We start from the raw sequence: 20202 nt of genomic DNA, 5'->3' as shown, positions 1-20202 counted from the left end.
ACCGCCGAACGGCCGAGGTTTCAGGCGGCCCGGACGAGCCGTTCGAGGGGCAGCAGTTCGCCCGTGTCGGGGTCGACCCGCGACACCCGGGCGGACCCGATGTCGAAGTACAGGCCGAGGAGCCGGAGCCGCCCGGCGGCGACCGCGTCGGCGACCGCGGGGTAGGTGCGCAGGTGGGTGAGCTGCTGGAGCACGTTCATCCGGCCCAGCCACTCGTGCCCCTTGGCGGTCGCGGACTCCGGCCACGCCCGGGTCTCCCGGAACAGCCGGACGCTCGGCTCGACGTGCCGCAGCCACGAGCCCAGCTGGCCCTCGATCCGCTTGCCGCTGAGCGTGGCCTTCATCGCGCCGCAGTCGGAGTGCCCGCACACCACGATCGTGGACACCCCGAGCCCGGCGACGGCGAACTCCACGGCCGCCCCGATCGACAGATCCAACCCGTGTCTGGGTACCAGGTTCCCCACGTTACGCACGCAGAACAGGTCACCGGGCCCGCTGGACGTGATCACGTTGGGGACCACCCGGGAGTCCGCGCACGTGATGAAGAACTGCCCGGGGCGCTGCACCCCGGCGAGGTCCTCCAGGTACGGCCGGACCAGCTCCGCCCCGCGCCGCTCGAACTCGCGCACCCCGGCGGTGATCGGGTCCCGGGACGCCCCCGTGGCACACGACGCGCTCTGCTGCCAGGCTCCCCAGGGTGCGAAGAGCCGTCCGGCCCCGGTCGGCAGGGTCTTGCGGAGCCGGGGATGGCGCGCGCCGGCCCGCTGGTACCAGCTGTCGTGCACCTCCTCGACCGTCACCCGCCCGCCGCCGGCCTCGTGCTCGGTCCGCCACCGGCGCAGCGCCTCGAACGCGGCGTGGTCGAGCAGGTCGACGTGCAGTTCGAGGGTGACGGCCGAGCCGGGCGGCACGTCGCGCAGTTCGCGGAGCAGCCGGCCGACGCCGAGGAAGACCAGCGTGCCCCGGACGGTGACCCGCCAGCCGGTCTCGGGGCAGGGCTCGACGAGGACGGTGCAGTGCGTGAGCCGGTAGACGGCGACGCCCATGGCCGCCAGCAGGCCGAGGGTCACGCCCGCGACCAGGCCGCCGACGACCACCCCGACGGCGGTGGCGAGGTACGTGACGATCTCGTGGTGCCGCCACAGGGAACGCAGGTGCGCGACGTCGATCAGCCGGAGCCCGCGCAGCCCGCCGAACAGGCCGGCGAGGACGGCGACGGCCCCGACGACCAGGGTGTGGCTCAGGCCGACGTGCGGGGCGGGCCAGAGCTGGAAGACGGTGGGCAGGCCGAGCAGGCTGTGCAGTTGGTCGAGGATGACGGTCAGGGCGGTGCCCGCGAGGGTGCCGTGCACGACGGCCGGGGACAGCGCGAGCGCCCGGTGCCCGAGCCGGCTGGCGCCCAGCACGAGTCGGATACCGGCCGCGAGTACGACCACCGCGCCGGCCACCACCCAGCCGTGCTGGGCACTGAGTCCCGCCGCGAGAATGACGACAGCAAGGGGCAATTCGAGGCGCGTGACAACGCTTCGTGTGTCCATGGCTACACATTGTTGCGCATTCGCAGGGGGTGTCACGGCCCGCCTGAGCTGTTAGGGTGATTTCCAAGGTTGCAGTCATAGCTCTTCGGCACGTGCTCGTTACGCCCGCAAAGTTTGTGACAGGCGGGCGATCGGCTTTCCCGAGCGGGACGTTCGTCGCAACCCGGCTAGCCCACGAGGTGTGGGCCGGTGCTAGCTACGTTGCCAGGGAGAACGCATGGCGCAGGGTGTCGTGAAGTGGTTCAACGCCGAAAAGGGCTACGGGTTCATCACGCCGGACGGCGGCGGTGCTGACCTGTTCGTCCACTTCTCAGCGATCCAGACGAACGGCTACCGTTCGTTGGAGGAGAACCAGCGGGTCGAGTTCGAGGTCACCACGGGCCAGAAGGGCCCGCAGGCCGACCAGGTTCGTCCGCTGTAACCAACAAACTGTAACCAACAAAACAGCCAATTCCCACGGGCCCGGCTCGCGCGTCAGCGCGGACCGGGCCCGTGTTGGCATTCCCCCCTCCGGGGCCCGCCCGCGTACCTAGGCTGGAGCAGTACCGCACCTGCCGTACGAAGGGAACCTCAGATGCCTGGTCCCACCGGTCACCGCGTCACCGCCGACGACGCCCCCGTGCAGTTCGAGGGCTGGGTCTGGTTCACCCACGACGGGCGGTACCGCCCGGCCGGCGCCGAGGTCGAGGCCCTCTACGTGGACAAGCGGGCCGGGGTCGAGCACGTGTCCTTCGCCGAGATCGAGCCCCTGATCGGGCCGGACCTCTACGACGTGAAGCTGGCCCGGCACGAGTCCAAGGACGAGAGCTTCCTGGTCGTGGAGGGCACCCGGTACCACATCACCGGGGACGAGCTGTACGACCGGCTCGGGCTGGACCGGAACAAGGTGGAGACCACGTCCGAGGAGGATCTGCTGGCGATGCCGCAGGGGGAGGACATCCTCTAGCGGTCACCGGCGCCCCGGGCTCAGGGCTCCGGGGGCGTGAACCGTCAGCGCCCGGTACCCGTCTCGGCCGGTGCCGCGGGTTCGGCCTGCTCGGCCTCCTCGATCGCCGCCGCCGACTTCGCGATCTTGCGCTTGATGTAGAACGTCGTGCCCAGCCCGAACAGCACCGCGACGACGAGCGCCACCCACGAGAAGCCCTTCAGCCACTTCTCGGCGGCCCGGCCCACGTAGTAGATCGCGTACGTCGTGCCGCTGGCCCACAGGATGCCGCCGGCCGCGTTGGCGACCAGGAACCGCGGGTACGGCACCCGCAGGGCACCCGCCAGCGGCCCGGCCAGGATCCGGAGCAGCGCGATGAACCGGCCGAAGAACACGGCCCACACGCCCCACCGGTCGAACGTCTCCTCGGCCTTCGCGAGGTGCTTCGGGCCCAGGTGCTTCGGGAACCGCCGCCCCAGCCGCTCCAGCAGCGGACGCCCGCCCCGCCGGCCGATCGTGTACCCGATCGTGTCGCCGACGATCGCGCCCAGGCTCGCCGCGATCGCCACACCCAACGGGCTGACGATATGGGTACTGGCCATCAGCGAGGCGCTGACCAGCACCACCTCGCCCGGGAGCGGAATTCCCATGCTCTCGACGCCGATGATGGCCCCGACGATCAGGTACACCACCATCGGCGGCAGGCCGTCCAGCAGTCCCTCGACGAAGTGCACCTTGGTCAACCCCCCGGGCCGTGACAGCGTCCTCTAGTCTCAGTACGTGACCGAGCAGACCGCAGCGCCGAGAGCGCCGCTGTACGTGGTCGGCGACGTGCACGGACACCGTACCGAACTCGTGGAGGCCCTGCACTCTGCCGGCCTGACCGACGCGACCGGCCGGTGGGCCGGTGCCAACGCCGATCTGTGTTTCCTGGGCGACCTGGTCGACCGGGGCCCCGACGGCCTGGGCGTCCTCGAGCTGGTGATGGGCCTCACCGAGCAGGCCCCCGAGAGCGTCGAGTGCCTGCTCGGCAACCACGAGATCCTGCTCCTCGGCATGCACCGCTGGGGCGAGACGGAGATCGCCCTCTCCACCGGCTCGGCGTCCTTCGCCCGGAGCTGGCTGCGCAACGGCGGCCAGATCGAGGACCTGCACGGCGTCGGCGACAAGCACCTGGCCTGGCTCCTGGAGCGCCCGCTGGCCGCGCTCGTGGACGACCAGCTCCTCGTGCACTCCGACACCATGGCCTACCTGGCCTACGGCACCTCGATCGACGAGATCAACTCCACGGTCCAGGGCGTGCTGGCCGGCGACGACCCGCACGCCTGGTGGGACGTCTGGCGGCGGCTGACCACCCGGTTCGCGTTCCGGGGCGACGACGGCGAGCACAACGCCGACACCCTCCTGGGGGAACTGGGGGGCGTCCGCGTCGTGCACGGCCACAGCCCCATCCCGGACCAGCTGAACATCGCCCCGGAGGACTCCCCGGTGCCGTATCCGTACTGCGCGGGCAAGGCCCTCAACGTCGACACCGGCCTGTGTCAGGGCGGCCCCTCGCCACTCGTGAGACTCGTCTGACCGACGCCGTACTGTAGGTGCGGGCTGTTGGCGGCGTGGGAGGTTCTGTGGCGGGCAAGATCCGGGACGAGGACATCGCACTGGTCAGAGAGAGGACGTCGATCGCCGACGTCATCTCCGAGCACGTCACCCTGAAATCGGCCGGTGGCGGCAACCTGAAGGGGCTCTGCCCGTTCCACGATGAGAAGTCCGCGTCGTTCAACGTCAGCTCCGCCCGTAACGTTTTCTACTGTTTCGGCTGCGGCGCGGGCGGGGACGCGATCTCGTTCGTCCAGCAGATCGAGCACCTGACCTTCGTCGAGTCCATCGAACGGCTCGCGCTCAAGGCCGGCATCCAGCTGCACTACGTCGACACCGGCCACGGCACCGGCGCGCCCCGCCAGCAGCCCGGCCAGAAGCAGCGCCTGCTCGCCGCCCACCACGACGCCGCCGAGTTCTACGCCGGCCAGCTCGGTGCCGGCGGGGCCCGGGCGGCCCGGGAGTTCCTGGCCCAGCGCAACTTCAGCCGCGAGGCCGCCCAGGACTACGGCTGCGGCTTCGCCCCCGAGGGCTGGGACACCCTGTCGCGGCACCTGCGGCAGAAGGGCTACACCAGCCAGGAGCTGATCCTCGCCGGGCTCGCCAAGGAGGCCCGGTCGGGCAGCCTGATCGACCGGTTCCGCCGCCGGCTGCTGTGGCCGATCAAGGACCTGGCCGGCGACGTGATCGGCTTCGGCGCCCGCAAGCTGTACGAGGACGACGACGGCCCGAAGTACCTGAACACCCCCGAGACCCCGCTGTACAAGAAGTCCCACGTGCTCTACGGCATCGAGCACGCGAAGAAGGAGATCGCCAAGCAGGGCCGGGCCGTGATCGTCGAGGGCTACACCGACGTGATGGCCTGCCACCTGGCCGGCGTGCCCACGGCCGTGGCGACCTGCGGCACCGCGTTCGGCGGGGACCACATCAACGTGCTCCGCCGGCTGCTGCACGACATGAACACCAACGGCGAGATCATCTTCACCTTCGACGGGGACGCGGCCGGGCAGAAGGCGGCGCTGCGGGCGTTCGCCGACGACCAGAAGTTCGCGTCCCAGACGTACATCGCCGTGGGGCCCGACGGGATGGACCCGTGTGAGCTGCGGCTGGCCCGGGGCGACGCGGCAGTGCGGGACCTGGTCGCCCGGCGCGAGCCGCTGATCACGTTCGCGCTGCGCACCGTGCTGGGCCGCTACGACCTGACCACCCCCGACGGGCGGGTCGGCGCGCTCAAGGAGGCCGCCCCCCTGGTGGCGCAGATCAAGGACAGAGAGCTCCGTCCGGAGTACGCGCGCAAGCTCGCCGGGGACCTCGGCATGGAGATCGAGCCGGTCCTCCGCGCCGTGCAGTCCAACACCCGCGGCCCGGCCCAGGCCCCGCCGCGCCGGACCCCCGTGGTCACCAGCGAACCCCAGCGGCTCGTCGAGCGCGAGGCGCTGAAGCTCGCGCTCCAGGTACCCGTCATCGCTGGTCCGATGTTCGACTCGGTGGACGCGACGCCCTACACCTACGCCCCGCACATCGAACTGCGCCAGGCGATCATGGCCGTCGGCGGGGTCTCCTCGGCCACGGCCGGCCCCAGCTGGATCGAGCTGGTCCGCGACGCCTCCGACGACCTGGCCGCCAAGGCGCTGGTCTCCGAGCTGGCCGTCGAGCCGACCCGCTACGACGCGGAACCCGACGGCCGGTACGTCAACATCGTGCTCGCCCAGCTCCAGCTGCCCACGGTCGACCGCCGGCTCGCCGAGCTCAAGGGCGGGCTCCAGCGGCTGAACCCGGTTGAGAGCAAGGACGAGTACCTGCGCCTGGCCGCCGAGCTGTTCGCCCTCGAACAGCAGGCCCGGGGGCTGCGCGAACAAGCCGTCGGAGGGTTGTGATGTTCTTCCGCAAGCCGAAACTGCCGCCGGAGTCCACGCCCGCGCTGGCCCCAGGCGAGCGCGTGGTCGCCTGGGCCACCACTCCGGACGGACACCTCGTCGCCACGAACCTCGGGCTGTGGCTGACCCGCGAGCAGCGGCTCGGCTGGCACGAGGTCAGCAAGGCCACCTGGTCCGGCGAGGTCCTGACCGTGACCCCCGGCCCGGCCAGCCTCGACGAGATCGGGCTGGTCGTCGAGGACGAGCCGGTCAGATTCGAGCTGTCCGAACCCGGACAACTCCCCCGACACGTACAGGAACGGGTCACCCGGTCCGTGGCGTACACCAGCCACCACCTGCTGCCCGGCGAACCGGGCGGCGTGCGCGTGCTGGCCCGCCGGGTGCCGGGCATGGACGGCCTGCGCTGGGCGGTCCGGTACGACCACGGGGTGGACCCGATGGACGAGGGTGTCCAGGCGGCCACCCTCGAACTCGTGCACCGCGCCCAACAGGAGAACTGACCCCCGGCCGCTCCGAGGTCCCGGAGACGGCCGGCCCGTGGTCAGGCCTGGGCGTCCACCCGGTGCAGGGCGCGGACCACGCGCTGCCGGCCGTTGTGCGCCAGCTTGCCGGCCTGCTCCTGGACCACGCCGGCCGCCTCCTGCAGGGTCGGACTCTGCCGGACCTTGCGCCCGAGGCGGGCGATCTGCTCGTAGCGCTGACGGCCGGCCTTCGCGCCCATCACGTACCCGACGGCGATTCCGCCGAAGAAAGCTATCTTCCAGCCCATACTCATCACCCCATCCTGCCGGAAACCAGATACCCCGTGGGCGCGGTTACCAACCGGCGTGCCGGCCGGCTGAAGACAATTCAGGCGCTGACCGAAGATCGGTCAGCGCCTGGTCTTGCTCCCGCGATAGGACTCGAACCTATAACCCTCCGGTTAACAGCCGAATGCTCTGCCAATTGAGCTACGCGGGATCGGCCTTGCCGTCGTGCTGGATTAGATTACATGACGCCCCCGGTGCCCGCGCAAGTCGGTACCCGGGGTGTCGAACGGGACGGCGCGTCGCCGGTTTCCGGGGCCACCGCCCAGGTACCCCTCGCATGCTCCTCCGGCCCTCAGAGGCCCGCGTTGAGGATCCGTTCGCCCACGGTGCGCACGAACCGGGCGCCCGGGAACCGGCCGGCACCGTCGGCGCGCAACGCCACCGCCGGACCGGCCTCGTAGTCGGCGAACGCCTCGCGCGAGGCGAACGTGTAGCGCGACTCCACCGACCCGTCGTCGAGGATCGTGACCTCGCCGGTCAGCGCCCCGCCCGCGACCACCGCGGCGACGTGCCCGCCCCGGAGCCAGTCGAGGTAGTCGTCGCGCTCGGACCCGTCGGAGAACTCGGTGCGCACCGCGTAGACCAGCATCGTCAGACCGGCTTCTTCGTGTACATGTTGAGGATGTCCTGCCCGTTGGCCGTCTCGTAGACGACGCCGCCGAAGGTGGACTTGGCGTCCTTCTTCACGTTCGTGTCCACCCACGCCCCGGCCTCCTTCGAGGGCTGGGCGAACGGGAGCTGCGCGGCCATCGCGAACAGCGGCTTGAGCTCCTTGTCGGTGACGGCGACCTGGCTCTGGGTACCCGTGCCGCCGTTCGCCATGATCGCGGTGACCCGGTTCTCGTCCAGGAACTGCAGGGTCACGCTGAACTCGACCCCGTTGACCGGCTTCGTGCACCGGGCGACCGTCGCGCCGGGGGCCAGGCACGTGAAGCCCTCGGCCTTGACCCTGGTCATCACGCCGGGCACGGTCACCCCGGGGATGTAGGAGTCCTCCTCGACGCCGTTGCCCTGCGGCCCGTAGAACCAGTAGCCGAGGCCCGCGACCAGCAGCAGGACGCACAGCCCCGCGCCGAGCAGGATCTTCTTCGCCTTCGCCGACCGGGGCGCGGCGACGTCGGTCTCCTGCCGCCACGTGGCCCGCTCGGAACGCTCGTCCGCCCGGCGTCCCCGGGGCGCGTCGTCGACCTGGGGCCGCTCCGCGCTGTCGTACTCCGGCACCGGTCCGGGCGGCGGGATCTGCTGCCCCCGGCGGGCCCGGGGCTCGTCGAACCGCCGGCCGCCGTGCGGGACGTCCAGCCACTCGTCGTGCCGGCGCTGCTCGGCCCACGGGTCCTGGCGGACCGGCTCCTGCCACGCCTGCTCGTCGTCCCACTCGCGTCGGCGGCGACGGCGGGGCGGCGGCGGGATCCGGACCTGCTCACTGGCCGGCAGGCCGAGGGACGCACTGGCCCAGGTCGGCTCGTCGTAGTGCGGCTGGGGGGCGTCGGGTTCGGCCGCGCGGCCGTACACCCGGGGATCCGGTTCCGCGTACGCCGCCGGGACCTGGGGGAAGCCGCCGCTCGCGGAGGACTCGGCGACGGCGCGGCCGTAGACGCCGGGGTTCGCCGGGTCGGGGTTTCCGGGCTGGTCGGGGCGCTGCGCGGGGTCCGGGTGGTCGGGGCCCGAGGCGTAGTTGCCGGGCTCTTCGGGGGCGGGCGGGTAGGCCTGCTGGCCCGCGCCCGGCGGGTACGCCTGGTCGGGGTAGGCCGGGGGTGTGGGTTGGCCGTAGACCGTGGGCGTGGCGGGCTGGGCGCGGCCTGGCGGTGTCGGCTCCGGATAGCCGGCCTGGGCTGCGGGGTCGGCGTAGCCGCCGGGGGGCGCGGGGTCGGCGTAGCCGCCGGGGGGCGCGGGGTCGGCGTAGCCGCCGGGGGCCGCGGGCTCCGGGTAGCCACCCTGCTCCGGGCGGGTCGGGCGGGCGGCCGCCGGGTCGGGGTAGCCGGGTGCGGCGGGCTGGCCGTAGGTGGCGGGCTGCGCCTGGCCCGCGGGCTGGCCGTAGACGTTGGTCGCCGGCTCCGGGTAGGCGGCCGGGGGCGCGGGCTGGGCGTAGGTGCCGGGCGCTGCGGGTGCCGGGTACTCGGCCGGGGTCGCGGGCTGCGGGTAGCCGGCGGGGGCCGCCGGTTCCGGGTAGCCGCCGGGGGCCGTGGGCTGGGGGTAGCCGCCGGAGGTGGCGGGCTGCGCGTAGGCGCCGGTGGTCGAGGGCTGCGCGTAGCTGCCGGAGGGGGACCGCTCGGCCGGTTGGCCGTGGACCGCCGGCTCCTGCTGCGCCCACGCCCCGGAGGTCCCCGCGGGGGCGCCGTAGCCTGCCGGCTCCTCGGGTTCGGGGGTGGCGGGGCGGGCCGCCGGTTGGCCGTAGCCGGCGGGCTCCGGGTAGCCGTCCTGCTCGGCGCGGGCCGTGTAGACGCCGGGTGCCGTGGGTTCGGGGTAGCCGGCCGGGGCTGCGGGCCCGGGGTAGCTGCCGGGGGCGGCCGGTTGCGGGTAACCGCCGGTCGGGGTCGCGGGCTGCGGGTAGCCGCCCGTCGGGGCCGCGGGCTGCGGGTAGCTGCCCGTCGGGGCGGGTGCCGCCGGCTGGCCGTAGACCGTGGGCGTCGGGTAGCCGCCGGGGACCGCCGGGGTGGCGTAACCGCCGGGGGTGCCGGGTTCCGGGTAGCCGCCGGGCACCGCGGGCTGCGGGTAGGTTCCGGGCGCGGCGGGCTCCGGATAGCCACCGGGGGCGGCGGGCTGCGGGTAGCTGCCGGTGGCCGTGGGCTGGCCGTACACCTTCGGCTCGGGGTATTCGCCCTGGACCGCGGCCTTGCCGTAGACGTTGCCGGCGGGCTCCGGGTAGGCGGCGGGCGTCGGGTAGACCGGCTGCGGGTACTCCCCGGGCACGGCGGCGGAGCCCGTCACCGGCTCCGGAAGGCGCAGGAAGCCGGTCGGCTGGTCATAGTCGTCCGGCTCGCGGCGACGTCCGCCGGGAGGTGGTTCCTCCCACGGATCGCGCGGCTGTTCGTCGGGCGACGGTGTCCAAGGCTGCACACGGCGGAGTCTATCCGCTCGGTCCGCCTCACTCATCGGCGTGCTTCAAGACGGACAAAACACTCACCCGACGTCGGAGGAGTGCCCGGGGAACAGGTGCGCGGCCGGATCGATGGCCACGGCCGCGTTGTTGACGGCCGTCGCGGCCTCGCCGAAACCGGTGGCGATGAGCCGGACCTTTCCGGGGTACTCGGTGATGTCGCCCGCCGCGAACACCCTCGGCAGGTTCGTGGCCATGGTCGAGTCGACCCAGACGTGCCGGCGGTCGAGCCGCAGCCCCCATTCGGCGAGCGGCCCGAGGTCGGCGACGAAACCCAGGGCGGCGACGAGTACGTCCGCGGGGACCGTCTCGGGCTCCGCGCCCTTGGCCGCGATGACGGCGCCCTCGACCCGGTCGGCGCCGAGCAGCTCGGTCACCTGGGCGTTGACGACGATCCGCACGCCGAGTTCGCGGACCCGGGCGACGGTCGCGGCGTGCGCGCGGAACGCCTCGCGGCGGTGCACGAGGGTCACGGACGCGGCGATCGGGGCGAGCGCGTGCGCCCAGTCGAAGGCCGAGTCGCCGCCGCCGACGATGAGGACGTGCTGGCCGGCGTGGTCGTCGAGGTGCGGCACGAAGTAGACGATGCCGGAGCCGGTGAACGCGTCGGCGGCGGGCAGGTGCCGGGGGCTGAAGCTGCCGATCCCGCCGGTGATCAGGACCGCTCCACAGTGCACGTCGGTGCCGTCGTCGAGGGTGAGCACCGGCCGTTCCTCGACGTAGGACAGCTTGTCGGCCTGGGTGCCGAGCAGGTAGCGCGGCGAGAACGTGGCGGCCTGCTCGACCAGCCCGGTGACGAGGTCGCGGCCCCGGATCGCGGGGAACCCGGCGACATCGAAGATCATCTTTTCGGGGTACATCGCGGTGATCTGGCCGCCCGGCTCCGGCAGCGCGTCGATCAGCGCCGTACTGAGCCCCCGGAATCCGGCATAGTAGGCGGCGAACAGGCCCGCGGGCCCCGCCCCCACGATCGCGATGTCGGCGTCGATCCGACCGGTGCTGGCCATGAGCATCACCTCATCCCCACGGTATCGGGTCCCCGGGACCGGCGGAACCCTACGCACGGACCCGCCCCGCACCACCGTGTCCCGGCCGCGGACTCCCCCACGGACTCCTGCCGGACGGCAACCGCGTCCCGGTCGCGGACCTCCCCGCAGGCCTCCCACGGATCCCCTGCCAGACGGCAACACGTCCCCGTCGCGGACCTCCCCGCAGGCCTCCCACGGATCCCCTGCCAGACGGCAACACGTCCCGGTCGCGGACCTCCTTGCCGGCCACCACCCGATCCCTGGCGGACGGTCCGGGAACGCGGACCGGCGGTCGGCGGCGGCGTCACGGGACCTGGCGCGGCCCACGATGGAACGACCCGGATGTACGCGCCGGTCCGCGAACCGGCCCGGCGCGCCCCGTACCCGTGTCCGTGAGTCCCTTTCGGGTTACCGGGATCGGCGAACGCCTGGCAGGATTCGCGGATGCGTCGAGGAATCCGGGCTCTCCTGTGGGTGGCCATCGTGCTCGCGGTACTGGCCGCCCTGCCCTCCGTCTGGGCCAGGGTGGAGTCGTCGGGCCACCGGTTCGCCGTACCGGACGCGCCGTCCGCGCCGGTGGCCATCGTGTTCGGCGCCGAACTGGCCCCGGGCGGCGAGCGGCCGAAGCCGTTCCTGGCGGGCAGGCTGGACGTGGCCGCCGAGCTGTACCGCGCCGGCAAGGTCGGCACCGTCCTCGTCTCGGGCGACGCGCGCGGCACCTCGGGCGACGAGGTCGGCGCGATGGGCGACTACCTGGCGTCCCTGGGCGTCCCGAAGGAGCACATCGTCTCCGACGGCCTGGGCCTGGACAGCTACGACACGTGCCTGCGCGCCCGCGACGTCTACGGCCTGCACCGGATCCTGCTGGTCAGCCAGAACTTCCACCTGGTCCGCGCGGTGGCCCTGTGCCGGCGACTCGGGCTGGACGCGGACGGCGTCAACGCCCGGTGCGACAACTGCAGGAACAGCACGATGGTGAAGAACCGGGTCCGGGACTTCGCCGCGTGCCACAAGGCCCTCTACGACCTGTGGTCCGCCCGCCCCGCCGGCACCGGCTGATCAGCGGGCGGCGCACCGTCCCGGAGGCCTCCGGGGTCACATGGCTCCGTCGCGATCACCGGCGTTCGCACCGAGCCGGGCAGCCCAACCAGGCAGGACCGCGCCGGTCCGGGCGGGCCTAGCCGACGAGCCTGCGGTGCCAGACGACCGCGCCCGGGTCCGTCAGGCTCGCCACCTGGTCGATCACGACCCGCAGCCGGGCCGCGTCGTCCGGTGCCGCCCGCCACAGGGGTGCGAACACCGGGTCGAGCGCGTCCGGGGAACGCACCGTCAGCGCGTGCACGAGTTCCGCGAGGAGGTCGCGCTGGCGGGCGTAACCGGGGGCGGCCTCGGGGCGGCGCATCACGTAGCGGAGGGCGAGGCCCTTGAGGAGCGCGCACTGGGCCCGGGTGTGCCGCGGGACGACGAGGTCCGCCGCGTACCGGGACAGGGGTTTGTCGCCGAACTCCTCCCGGGTCGCCGACACCGCCGTGGCCACGAACCGGCCGGTCAGGACGCTCGTGGCCCGCTTGAGCGTCTCCTGCGCGCCGTGGCTGCCGTCGTAGCGGGCGAGCGGGACGAGCACCGGGTCGGCGAGGAGTTCGTCGAGGACGGGGCGCAGGTAGGAGGGGTGCTCGTCGGAGTACGCGTCGGCGACGTCCAGGCAGAGGGCCGCGCGTTCGTCGGGGTCGGCGAGGGCGCCGAGGAGGATGAAGCCGCCGTGGATGCCGTCCTCGACGTCGTGCACCGAGTAGGCGACGTCGTCGGACCAGTCCATGACCTGGGCTTCGAGGCTGCGGCGGTCCGCGACAGCCGCTCGCGGCCCGGCCTGCTCCCCGGGATGGGCGGGGCCTGCGGCTGACGCGGCGAGCCCGGCTGCCTCCCCGGGATGCGCCGGGCCTGCGGCTGGCGCGGGGCCGACCGGGCTGTCGTCCAGCCCCGCCCGGACCCAGTCGAAGACGGCGGCGTCGTCGGCGTACACCCCGAATTTGCGGTTTCCGGGTCTGCGCCGCCACGGGTACTTGCAGATCGCGTCCAACGTGGCCCGGGTCAGGTTGAGGCCCGCGCCGGGGACCTTCGCCTCCAGCCGGGCGACGACGCGCAGGGTCTGGGCGTTGCCCTCGAAGCCCCCGCAGCCGCTGGCCACGGCGTGCAGCGCGTCCTCCCCGTTGTGCCCGAACGGCGGGTGCCCGAGGTCGTGCGCGAGGCAGGCGGTGTCCACGACGTCCGGGTCGCAGCCGAGCCGTTCGCCCATCTCGCGGCCGATCTGGGCGACCTCGAGGGAGTGGGTCAGCCGGGTGCGGGGGAAGTCGCCGTCGCCGGCGGTGTGCACCTGGGTCTTGGCGGCGAGCCGGCGGAAGGCCGCCGAGTGCAGCACCCGCGCCCGGTCCCGCGCGTAGGGGCTGCGCTCGACGGAGGTGTCCTTGGGGGGCTCGACTACGAAGCGCTCGTCATCCACCTTCCCCAGCCTACTTGCCGGGTCGGTCCCGGGCCCCCGCCTTCCGGCAGGGACCCCGGGACCGTGGCTCATCGGGAGTCGCTGCCGGTCGACTCGGTGGCCGCCCGCCCCGCCTCGAGGCGCGCCACCGGCACCCGGAACGGCGAGCAGGACACGTAGTCGAGGCCGACCTCGTGGAAGAAGTGCACCGAGTCCGGGTCGCCGCCGTGCTCGCCGCAGACGCCCAGCTTGAGCCCGGGCCGGGCCGCGCGGCCCTCCTTGACGGCGATCCTGATCAGGCGGCCGACGCCGTCCCGGTCGAGGGTCTCGAAGGGCGACACCCCGAAGATCCCCTTCTCCAGGTACGCGGAGAAGAAGGCCGCCTCCACGTCGTCCCGCGAGAAGCCCCACACGGTCTGGGTCAGGTCGTTGGTGCCGAACGAGAAGAACTGGGCTGCCTCGGCGATCTGGCCGGCGGTGAGCGCGGCGCGCGGCAGTTCGATCATGGTGCCGATCAGGGCGTCGACGACGATGCCGGTCTCCTCGGCGACCTCGCGCAGCACCCGCTCGGCGTCGGTGCGGACCGCTTCGAGCTCCTGCACGGCCCCGACCAGCGGAATCATGATCTCGACCTTGGGGTCGCCGCCGTTGCGGATCCGGTCGGCGGCCGCCTCGGCGATGGCCCGGACCTGCATGGTGAACAGGCCGGGGATGACGAGGCCGAGGCGCACGCCGCGCAGGCCGAGCATCGGGTTCTGCTCGTGCAGCTTGTGCACGGCCTGGAGCAGCCGCAGGTCGTTCTCGTGCTTCTCCCCCCGGGACTCGGCGAGCGCGACCCGGACCGAGAGCTCGGTGATGTCGGGCAGGAACTCGTGCAGCGGCGGGTCGAGCAGCCGGACGGTGACGGGCAGGCCGTCCATGGCGGCGAAGATGCCGACGAAGTCGTCGCGCTGCAACGGCAGCAGGGTCTCGAGCGCCTCGGAGCGTTCGGTGTCCCCGTCGGCGAGGATCAGGCGCTCGACGTGCTGGCGGCGCTCGCCGAGGAACATGTGCTCGGTGCGGCACAGCCCGATGCCCTGCGCGCCGAACCGGCGGGCCCGCTCGGCGTCCTCGGGGGTGTCGGCGTTGGACCGGACGCCGAGCCGGCGGGCCGCGTCCGCGTGCTTCATGATCCGGTCGACGGCGCGGACCAGGTCGTCGGACAGGTCGACGTTGCCCTCGAAGTACTCGACGACGGGCGACGGCACGACGGGTACGGAGCCCTGGTAGACGACGCCGGAGGAGCCGTCGATGGAGATGACGTCGCCCTCCTCGATGACCACGCCGTTGGGCGCGACGAGCCGGCGGCGCTTGGTGTCGACGTCGAGCTCCTCGGCGCCGCAGACGCAGGTCTTGCCCATGCCGCGCGCCACGACGGCGGCGTGCGAGGTCTTGCCGCCCCGGGAGGTGAGGATGCCCTCGGCAGCGATCATGCCGTTCAGGTCGTCGGGGTTGGTCTCCCGGCGGACCAGGATCACCTTCTCCCCGGACCGCGACCACTTCACGGCCGTGTACGAGTCGAAGACGGCCTTGCCGACCGCCGCGCCCGGGGACGCGTTCATGCCCTTGCCGAGCCGGGGCGCGTTGGTCGAGCCGTCGAACCGGGGGAACATCAGCATGGCGAGCTGTGCGCCGGTGACCCGCTGCAACGCCTCGTCGAGGTCGATCATGCCCTCGTCGACGAGCTGGGTGGCGATCACGAAGGCGGCGGCGGCGGTGCGCTTGCCGACCCGGGTCTGCAGCATCCACAGCTTGCCGCGTTCGATGGTGAACTCGATGTCGCACAGGTCGCGGTAGTGGTTCTCCAGCGTGGTCATGATGTCCATCAGCTGGTCGTAGCTGTTCTTGTCGATGTGCTGGAGGTCCTGCAACGGGACCGTGTTGCGGATGCCGGCGACGACGTCCTCGCCCTGGGCGTTGACCAGGTAGTCGCCGTACACGCCGCGGACGCCGGAGCCCGGGTCGCGGGTGAACGCCACGCCCGTGCCGGAGTCCGAGCCGAGGTTGCCGAACACCATCGAGCAGATGTTGACGGCGGTGCCCAGGTCGGCCGGGATCCGCTCCTGGCGGCGGTAGAGGACCGCGCGGTCGGAGTTCCACGAGTCGAACACGGCGTGGATGGCGTCGGCGAGCTGCTGGCGCGGGTCCTGCGGGAAGTCCTGCTTGGTGTGCTCGCGGAAGATGTCCTTGAACGTCGCGACCAGCTTCTTCAGGTCGGCGGCGTCGAGGTCGAGGTCGTTCTCGGTGCTCCGGACCCGCTTGAGCTCCTCGAGGGCGTGCTCGAAGTCCTCGCCCGGTACGCCGCAGACGGTCTTGCCGAACATCTGGATCAGCCGGCGGTAGGAGTCCCACGCGAACCGGTTGTCGCCCAGCCCGATCACGGACTCGTCGGTCAGCCCGATGTTGAGCACCGTGTCCATCATGCCGGGCATGGAGAACTTCGCCCCGGACCGCACCGACACGAGCAGCGGGTCGGCCGCGTCGCCGAGCTTCTTGCCCATCTGGGTCTCCAGCGCGGCGAGGTGCTCGTCGATCTCCTGCTGGAGGCTCGCCGGCTCGCTGCCGTTGGCCAGGTACTCCTGACACGCCTCGGTGGTGATCGTGAACCCGGGCGGGACCGGCAGGCCGATGTTGGTCATCTCGGCGAGGTTCGCGCCCTTGCCGCCCAGCAGATCCTTGAGGTCACGATTGCCCTCGGCAAAGTCGTAGACAAACTTCGTCACAGCAGGCCTCCAGAGCGGATGGGCAAACCGTCGTGCCCCGATGCGCGCAGGCTAGCGGTTACCGTCGGGGTCGTGGCACCCTTTGGTGACACTCGGCACATAGGCGGTTCATCTCCGTGTTCAGATGCGCTCGCCGAGGCCTCTCAATGCGCGATTCCGCGCACGATGTGCTCACTGATTACCCGGCGCGTGACCTCACCAAACCGACGATCCCAGAGCCGCATCCCTTCGGCATCCCGCGATCCGGGGGTCCCAACCCGAAAACCCTTCATCCGGGTACGGGACCCCGCAGCCGCTACCCGGCGTACACCTCGCCGTAGGTCGTGATCGTCAACGAGTCGTCCCCGAAACCGAGCGTGTACCAGCCGCCCCGGTCGGGCACCGCCGGCACGGGCGCGCCGTACACCGCGCACAGGGTCGCCACCAGGACCGGGATGACGTCGCCGTGCGAGGACGCCACGACCCGCGCGCCGGGGTGCCGCGCCCCGATCGCCAGCACCGCCCGCAGCCCGCGCCCGGCGGACCACGCGCCGCCGACCGCCCCGGCGACGCCCGCGAACACGCCCTTCGTCCACTCCTCGGGCTCGCGGAAGTCGTCCGCCTCCGCCCACTCGGCCATGTCCGTGACCACCAGCCCCGCCGCGTTGGCCAGCGGTTCCACGGTCTGCCGGCACCGGACGGCCGGGCTGGAGTAGACCGCCGCGATCCCGGTGCCGAGTGCCGCGACCAGGTCCCGGGCCTGCCGGTGACCGTCGGCGGACAACGGGCGCGGGTCGTGGCTGCCGGTCCACCCGGTCCGGGGGACGGAGGCGCAGTGCGGGACGAGTTCCAGGGTGAGTCCGGCGAGTGTCTTCAACATCCCCCGAATGCTTCCGGGCCGCCGTAATTGCCGCAATCGGTTTGCCCCACGCGTGATCCCACGAAGAGGGCGGCGGAGGTCTCGCCTCCGCCGCCCCGTCGCACTCTTCGCTACTTCGTCAGGCCCGCGCGCCGCAGCGCCTCGGCCATCGCGCTGTTCGCCGGCTCCTCGCGGCGCTGCTGCCGGGGCTGGCCACCCTGCCGGGCACCGCCCTGGCCACCGGAGCCCTGCCGCGCGCCGCCCTGGCCGCCGGCACCGCCCTGGCGCCCGCCGGAACCCTGACGGTCACCGCCCGAGCCGCCCTGGCCGCCCGCGCCGCCGCCCGGCCGGCCACCGGCCCCGGGCCGACCACCGCCGCCACCGGCCCCGCGCTGACCACCGGGCCCCCCGGCACCCTGCCCGCGCCGCTCCCCCGGCGTACCCGTCGAGATCTCGTCCTCCAGACGCAGCGTCAGCGAGATCCGCTTGCGCGGGATGTCCACCTCGAGCACCTTGACCCGGACGATGTCCCCGGGCTTGACCACGTCGCGCGGGTCCTTGATGAACGTCTGCGACATGGCCGAGATGTGCACGAGCCCGTCCTGGTGCACCCCGACGTCCACGAACGCCCCGAAGGCGGCCACGTTCGTCACGACCCCTTCGAGGAGCATGCCCGGCTCCAGGTCGGACAGCTTCTCGACGCCGTCCTTGAAGGTGGCCGTCCGGAACGCCGGGCGCGGGTCGCGGCCGGGCTTCTCCAGCTCGGCGAGGATGTCGGTGACCGTCGGGAGGCCGAACGTGTCGTCCACGAAGTCAGAGGCCTTCACCGTGCGCAGGGCCGCCCCGTTGCCGATCAGGGTGGCGATGTCGCCGGTGGTGGCGGCCATGATCCGGCGGACCACCGGGTACGCCTCCGGGTGCACGCTGGACGAGTCCAGCGGGTCGTCGCCGCCCGGGATGCGCAGGAAGCCGGCGCACTGCTCGAACGCCTTGGGGCCGAGCCGGGCCACGTCCTTGAGCGCCTTGCGGGACCGGAACGGCCCGTTGGCGTCGCGGTGGCCGACGATGTTCTCGGCGAGTCCGGAGCTGATCCCCGACACCCGGGTGAGCAGCGGCGCGGAGGCCGTGTTGACGTCCACGCCGACCGCGTTCACGCAGTCCTCGACGACCGCGTCCAGGGAGCGCGACAGCTTGGCCTCGGCCAGGTCGTGCTGGTACTGCCCGACGCCGATCGACTTCGGGTCGATCTTCACGAGCTCGGCGAGCGGGTCCTGGAGCCGGCGCGCGATGGACACCGCGCCCCGGATGGACACGTCCAGGTCGGGCAGCTCGGCGGAGGCGAACGCGGAGGCGGAGTAGACGGACGCGCCGGCCTCCGACACCACGACCTTGGTCAGGTTCAGGTCGGGGTGCGCGGCGATCAGGTCCCCGGCCAGCTTGTCGGTCTCCCGGGACGCGGTGCCGTTGCCGATCGCGATCAGCTCCACGTTGTACGCCGACGCGAGCCGGGACAGCACGCCCAGCGCCTGGTCCCACTGCCGCTTCGGCTCGTGCGGGTAGATCGTGTCGTGGGCGACCACCTTGCCGGTGTCGTCCACGACGGCGACCTTCACGCCGGTCCGCAGGCCGGGGTCGAGGCCCATCGTCGCCCGGGTGCCGGCGGGGGCGGCGAGCAGCAGGTCGCGCAGGTTCGCGGCGAACACCCGGACGGCCTCGTCCTCGGCGGCCTGGCGCAGCCGCATCCGCAGGTCGATGCCCAGGTGCACGAGGATCCTGGTCCGCCACGCCCAGCGGACCGTGTCCGAGAGCCACTTGTCGCCGGGCCGGCCCTGGTCGGACACGTCGAACTTCACGGCGATGGTGCGCTCGTAGTCGCCGGTCGGCTCGGGCTCCGGCTCCAGGACGAAGTCGAGGACCTCCTCCTTCTCGCCCCGGAACAGGGCGAGGATCCGGTGCGAGGGCAGCTTGGTGAGCGGCTCGGCGAAGTCGAAGTAGTCGGCGAACTTCGCGCCCTCGGTCTCCTTGCCGTCCCGGACCCGGGACACGGCGCGGCCCTTGGTCCACATGCGTTCGCGCAGCTCACCGATCAGGTCGGCGTCCTCGGCGAACCGTTCGACGAGGATGGACCGGGCACCGTCGAGCGCGGCTGCCGCGTCCAGGTCCGGCCCGGTGAACGCGGCGGCGGCCGTCAGGGGGTCCACCGTCGGGTCGGCCAGCAGACCGTCGGCGAGGGGCTCCAGGCCGGCCTCGCGGGCGATCTGGGCCTTCGTGCGGCGCTTCGGCTTGAACGGCAGGTAGATGTCCTCCAGCCGCGCCTTGGAGTCGGCGGCGAGGATCTGCGATTCGAGGGCGTCGTCGAGCTTGCCCTGGGAACGGATCGAGTCGAGGACGGCGGCGCGCCGTTCCTCGAGTTCCCGTAGATAGCGGAGGCGTTCCTCGAGGGTGCGCAGTTGCGCGTCGTCGAGCATGCCGGTGGCTTCCTTGCGGTACCGCGCGATGAAGGGCACGGTCGAACCGCCGTCCAGCAACTCGACGGCGGTCTGGACCTGGCCCTGGCGGACACCGAGTTCGTCGGCGATGCGCTGGTGAATGGAGGTCGTCACGGTCCGCATTCTCTCAGGTCGCACCGACAACCCGGCGGAACAGCACCTGCACCCCGCCGGTGATGTCCCCGATGTGCGGATGATGGCACGGCCCGACATAGGCGTGCAGCAGGAAGTCGGTGGTCACCTGGAGGTCCGGGACGTGGAACTCCCCGGCCGCGACGCCGCCCTCGATGATCGCCTGGAGCACGTCGCGGGCCCCGGTCATCGGGTCGCCGCCGCCCCCGTGCAGGTGGAACAGCAGGTGGTACAGGTCCGCGTGCTTCGTCTCGGCCTCGATCCAGGCGGCCACGAGCCGGTCGAGCCGGTCGGCCCAGGTCAGGCCGTCCTCCGACAGGGCGGCCAGCGGGTCGTGCAGCATCAGCTGCCACAGGTCGGCCTGCAGCCCTCTGATCAGGGCGTTCTTCGAGTCGAAGTACAGGTAGACGGTGCCCTTGGCCACGCCGGCCCGGTCGGCGACCCGGGCGACGGTCAGGTTGTCGTAGCCGTCGGCGAGCAGGAGTTCGGCGACGGCGTCGAGGATCTGCCGGCGGCGGACGTCGGGCGGCTGGAACCGTTGCATCGCACGCCCCTTTCGAATGACTGGCGGTCAGTCAGCAACTCTACCAGCAGGCCACCACCTGCGAACTGGCCCTCGACCGCCTCCGAACCCC

Annotated in this window: 17 protein-coding genes and 1 tRNA gene; 6 read left to right on the top strand and 12 right to left on the bottom strand. The window is 72.5% G+C overall.

All coding sequences use genetic code 11. The annotated features are described in order from the left end of the window. Window positions 1-20: 20 nt before the first annotated feature. Window positions 21-1538, bottom strand: a complete 1518-nt coding sequence (locus PT931_RS07665) for a carbonic anhydrase (RefSeq protein WP_456244978.1) — start codon at window positions 1536-1538, stop codon at window positions 21-23. A gap of 217 nt (window positions 1539-1755) precedes the next feature. Between PT931_RS07665 and PT931_RS07660 the strand changes: the two genes are divergently transcribed. Next, window positions 1756-1959 carry a cold-shock protein gene (locus PT931_RS07660; protein WP_197005269.1) on the top strand — a complete coding sequence of 68 codons (204 nt, stop codon included), beginning with the start codon at window positions 1756-1758 and terminating at the stop codon, window positions 1957-1959. Between the two features lie 153 nt (window positions 1960-2112). Beyond that, window positions 2113-2484, top strand: coding sequence for a hypothetical protein (locus PT931_RS07655; protein ID WP_456244977.1), 372 nt, complete (start codon window positions 2113-2115; stop codon window positions 2482-2484). Between the two features lie 44 nt (window positions 2485-2528). On the opposite strand, the gene PT931_RS07650 is transcribed toward PT931_RS07655, so the two are convergent. Next, on the bottom strand, window positions 2529-3197 hold the full coding sequence (locus tag PT931_RS07650) for a DedA family protein (protein ID WP_456244976.1): 669 nt from the start codon (window positions 3195-3197) through the stop codon (window positions 2529-2531). Between the two features lie 46 nt (window positions 3198-3243). Between PT931_RS07650 and PT931_RS07645 the strand changes: the two genes are divergently transcribed. The 3 genes from PT931_RS07645 to PT931_RS07635 are packed head-to-tail and all read left to right on the top strand — an operon-like array spanning window position 3244 to window position 6436. Continuing rightward, a complete protein-coding gene (locus PT931_RS07645) occupies window positions 3244-4041 on the top strand; it encodes a metallophosphoesterase (RefSeq protein ID WP_456244975.1) in 798 nt (265 codons plus the stop codon). A 47-nt stretch (window positions 4042-4088) separates the two neighbouring features. After that, the gene (gene dnaG / locus PT931_RS07640) at window positions 4089-5936 is read left to right on the top strand and encodes a DNA primase (protein ID WP_456244974.1); all 1848 of its coding nucleotides are present in this window, start codon (window positions 4089-4091) and stop codon (window positions 5934-5936) included. Next, on the top strand, window positions 5936-6436 hold the full coding sequence (locus PT931_RS07635; protein ID WP_456244973.1) for a hypothetical protein: 501 nt from the start codon (window positions 5936-5938) through the stop codon (window positions 6434-6436). Before dnaG ends, PT931_RS07635 begins: the two co-directional genes overlap by 1 nt. 41 nt (window positions 6437-6477) lie before the next feature. Here PT931_RS07635 and PT931_RS07630 read toward each other — a convergent pair whose 3' ends face one another. From PT931_RS07630 to PT931_RS07610, 5 genes are all read right to left on the bottom strand, one after another. After that, window positions 6478-6711, bottom strand: a complete 234-nt coding sequence (locus PT931_RS07630; RefSeq protein WP_363728812.1) for a hypothetical protein — start codon at window positions 6709-6711, stop codon at window positions 6478-6480. A gap of 112 nt (window positions 6712-6823) precedes the next feature. Continuing rightward, window positions 6824-6896 (bottom strand) — tRNA-Asn (locus tag PT931_RS07625). A gap of 141 nt (window positions 6897-7037) precedes the next feature. Beyond that, entirely contained in the window at window positions 7038-7334 is a 297-nt protein-coding gene (locus PT931_RS07620; protein ID WP_456244972.1) for a DUF4286 domain-containing protein, read from the bottom strand. Window positions 7335-7336: 2 nt separating this feature from the next. Continuing rightward, a complete protein-coding gene (locus PT931_RS07615; RefSeq protein ID WP_456244971.1) occupies window positions 7337-9802 on the bottom strand; it encodes a hypothetical protein in 2466 nt (821 codons plus the stop codon). A gap of 63 nt (window positions 9803-9865) precedes the next feature. After that, window positions 9866-10849: an NAD(P)/FAD-dependent oxidoreductase gene (locus PT931_RS07610; protein ID WP_456244970.1), complete on the bottom strand. Its 984-nt coding sequence runs from the start codon at window positions 10847-10849 to the stop codon at window positions 9866-9868. 465 nt (window positions 10850-11314) lie between these two features. On the opposite strand from PT931_RS07610, the gene PT931_RS07605 reads away from it, so the two are divergent. Continuing rightward, window positions 11315-11929, top strand: a complete 615-nt coding sequence (locus PT931_RS07605) for a SanA/YdcF family protein (protein ID WP_456244969.1) — start codon at window positions 11315-11317, stop codon at window positions 11927-11929. Between the two features lie 118 nt (window positions 11930-12047). Here PT931_RS07605 and PT931_RS07600 read toward each other — a convergent pair whose 3' ends face one another. The 5 genes from PT931_RS07600 to PT931_RS07580 all read right to left on the bottom strand — a co-directional run bounded on the left by PT931_RS07600 (window position 12048) and on the right by PT931_RS07580 (window position 20111). Next, entirely contained in the window at window positions 12048-13367 is a 1320-nt protein-coding gene (locus PT931_RS07600) for a deoxyguanosinetriphosphate triphosphohydrolase family protein (RefSeq protein ID WP_456244968.1), read from the bottom strand. A gap of 68 nt (window positions 13368-13435) precedes the next feature. Then, entirely contained in the window at window positions 13436-16108 is a 2673-nt protein-coding gene (gene ppdK / locus PT931_RS07595) for a pyruvate, phosphate dikinase (RefSeq protein ID WP_456244967.1), read from the bottom strand. A gap of 295 nt (window positions 16109-16403) precedes the next feature. After that, a complete protein-coding gene (locus tag PT931_RS07590) occupies window positions 16404-16967 on the bottom strand; it encodes a histidine phosphatase family protein (RefSeq protein WP_456244966.1) in 564 nt (187 codons plus the stop codon). 110 nt (window positions 16968-17077) lie between these two features. Next, window positions 17078-19549, bottom strand: coding sequence for a Tex family protein (locus PT931_RS07585; RefSeq protein WP_456244965.1), 2472 nt, complete (start codon window positions 19547-19549; stop codon window positions 17078-17080). Between the two features lie 13 nt (window positions 19550-19562). Beyond that, window positions 19563-20111, bottom strand: coding sequence for a TetR/AcrR family transcriptional regulator (locus tag PT931_RS07580; protein WP_456244964.1), 549 nt, complete (start codon window positions 20109-20111; stop codon window positions 19563-19565). Between the last annotated feature and the right edge of the window lie 91 nt (window positions 20112-20202).

Source organism: Longispora urticae, from assembly GCF_053902585.1.
The sequence above is the reverse complement of the archived record's forward strand: the minus strand, read 5'-3'. Positions and strand labels throughout refer to the sequence as shown.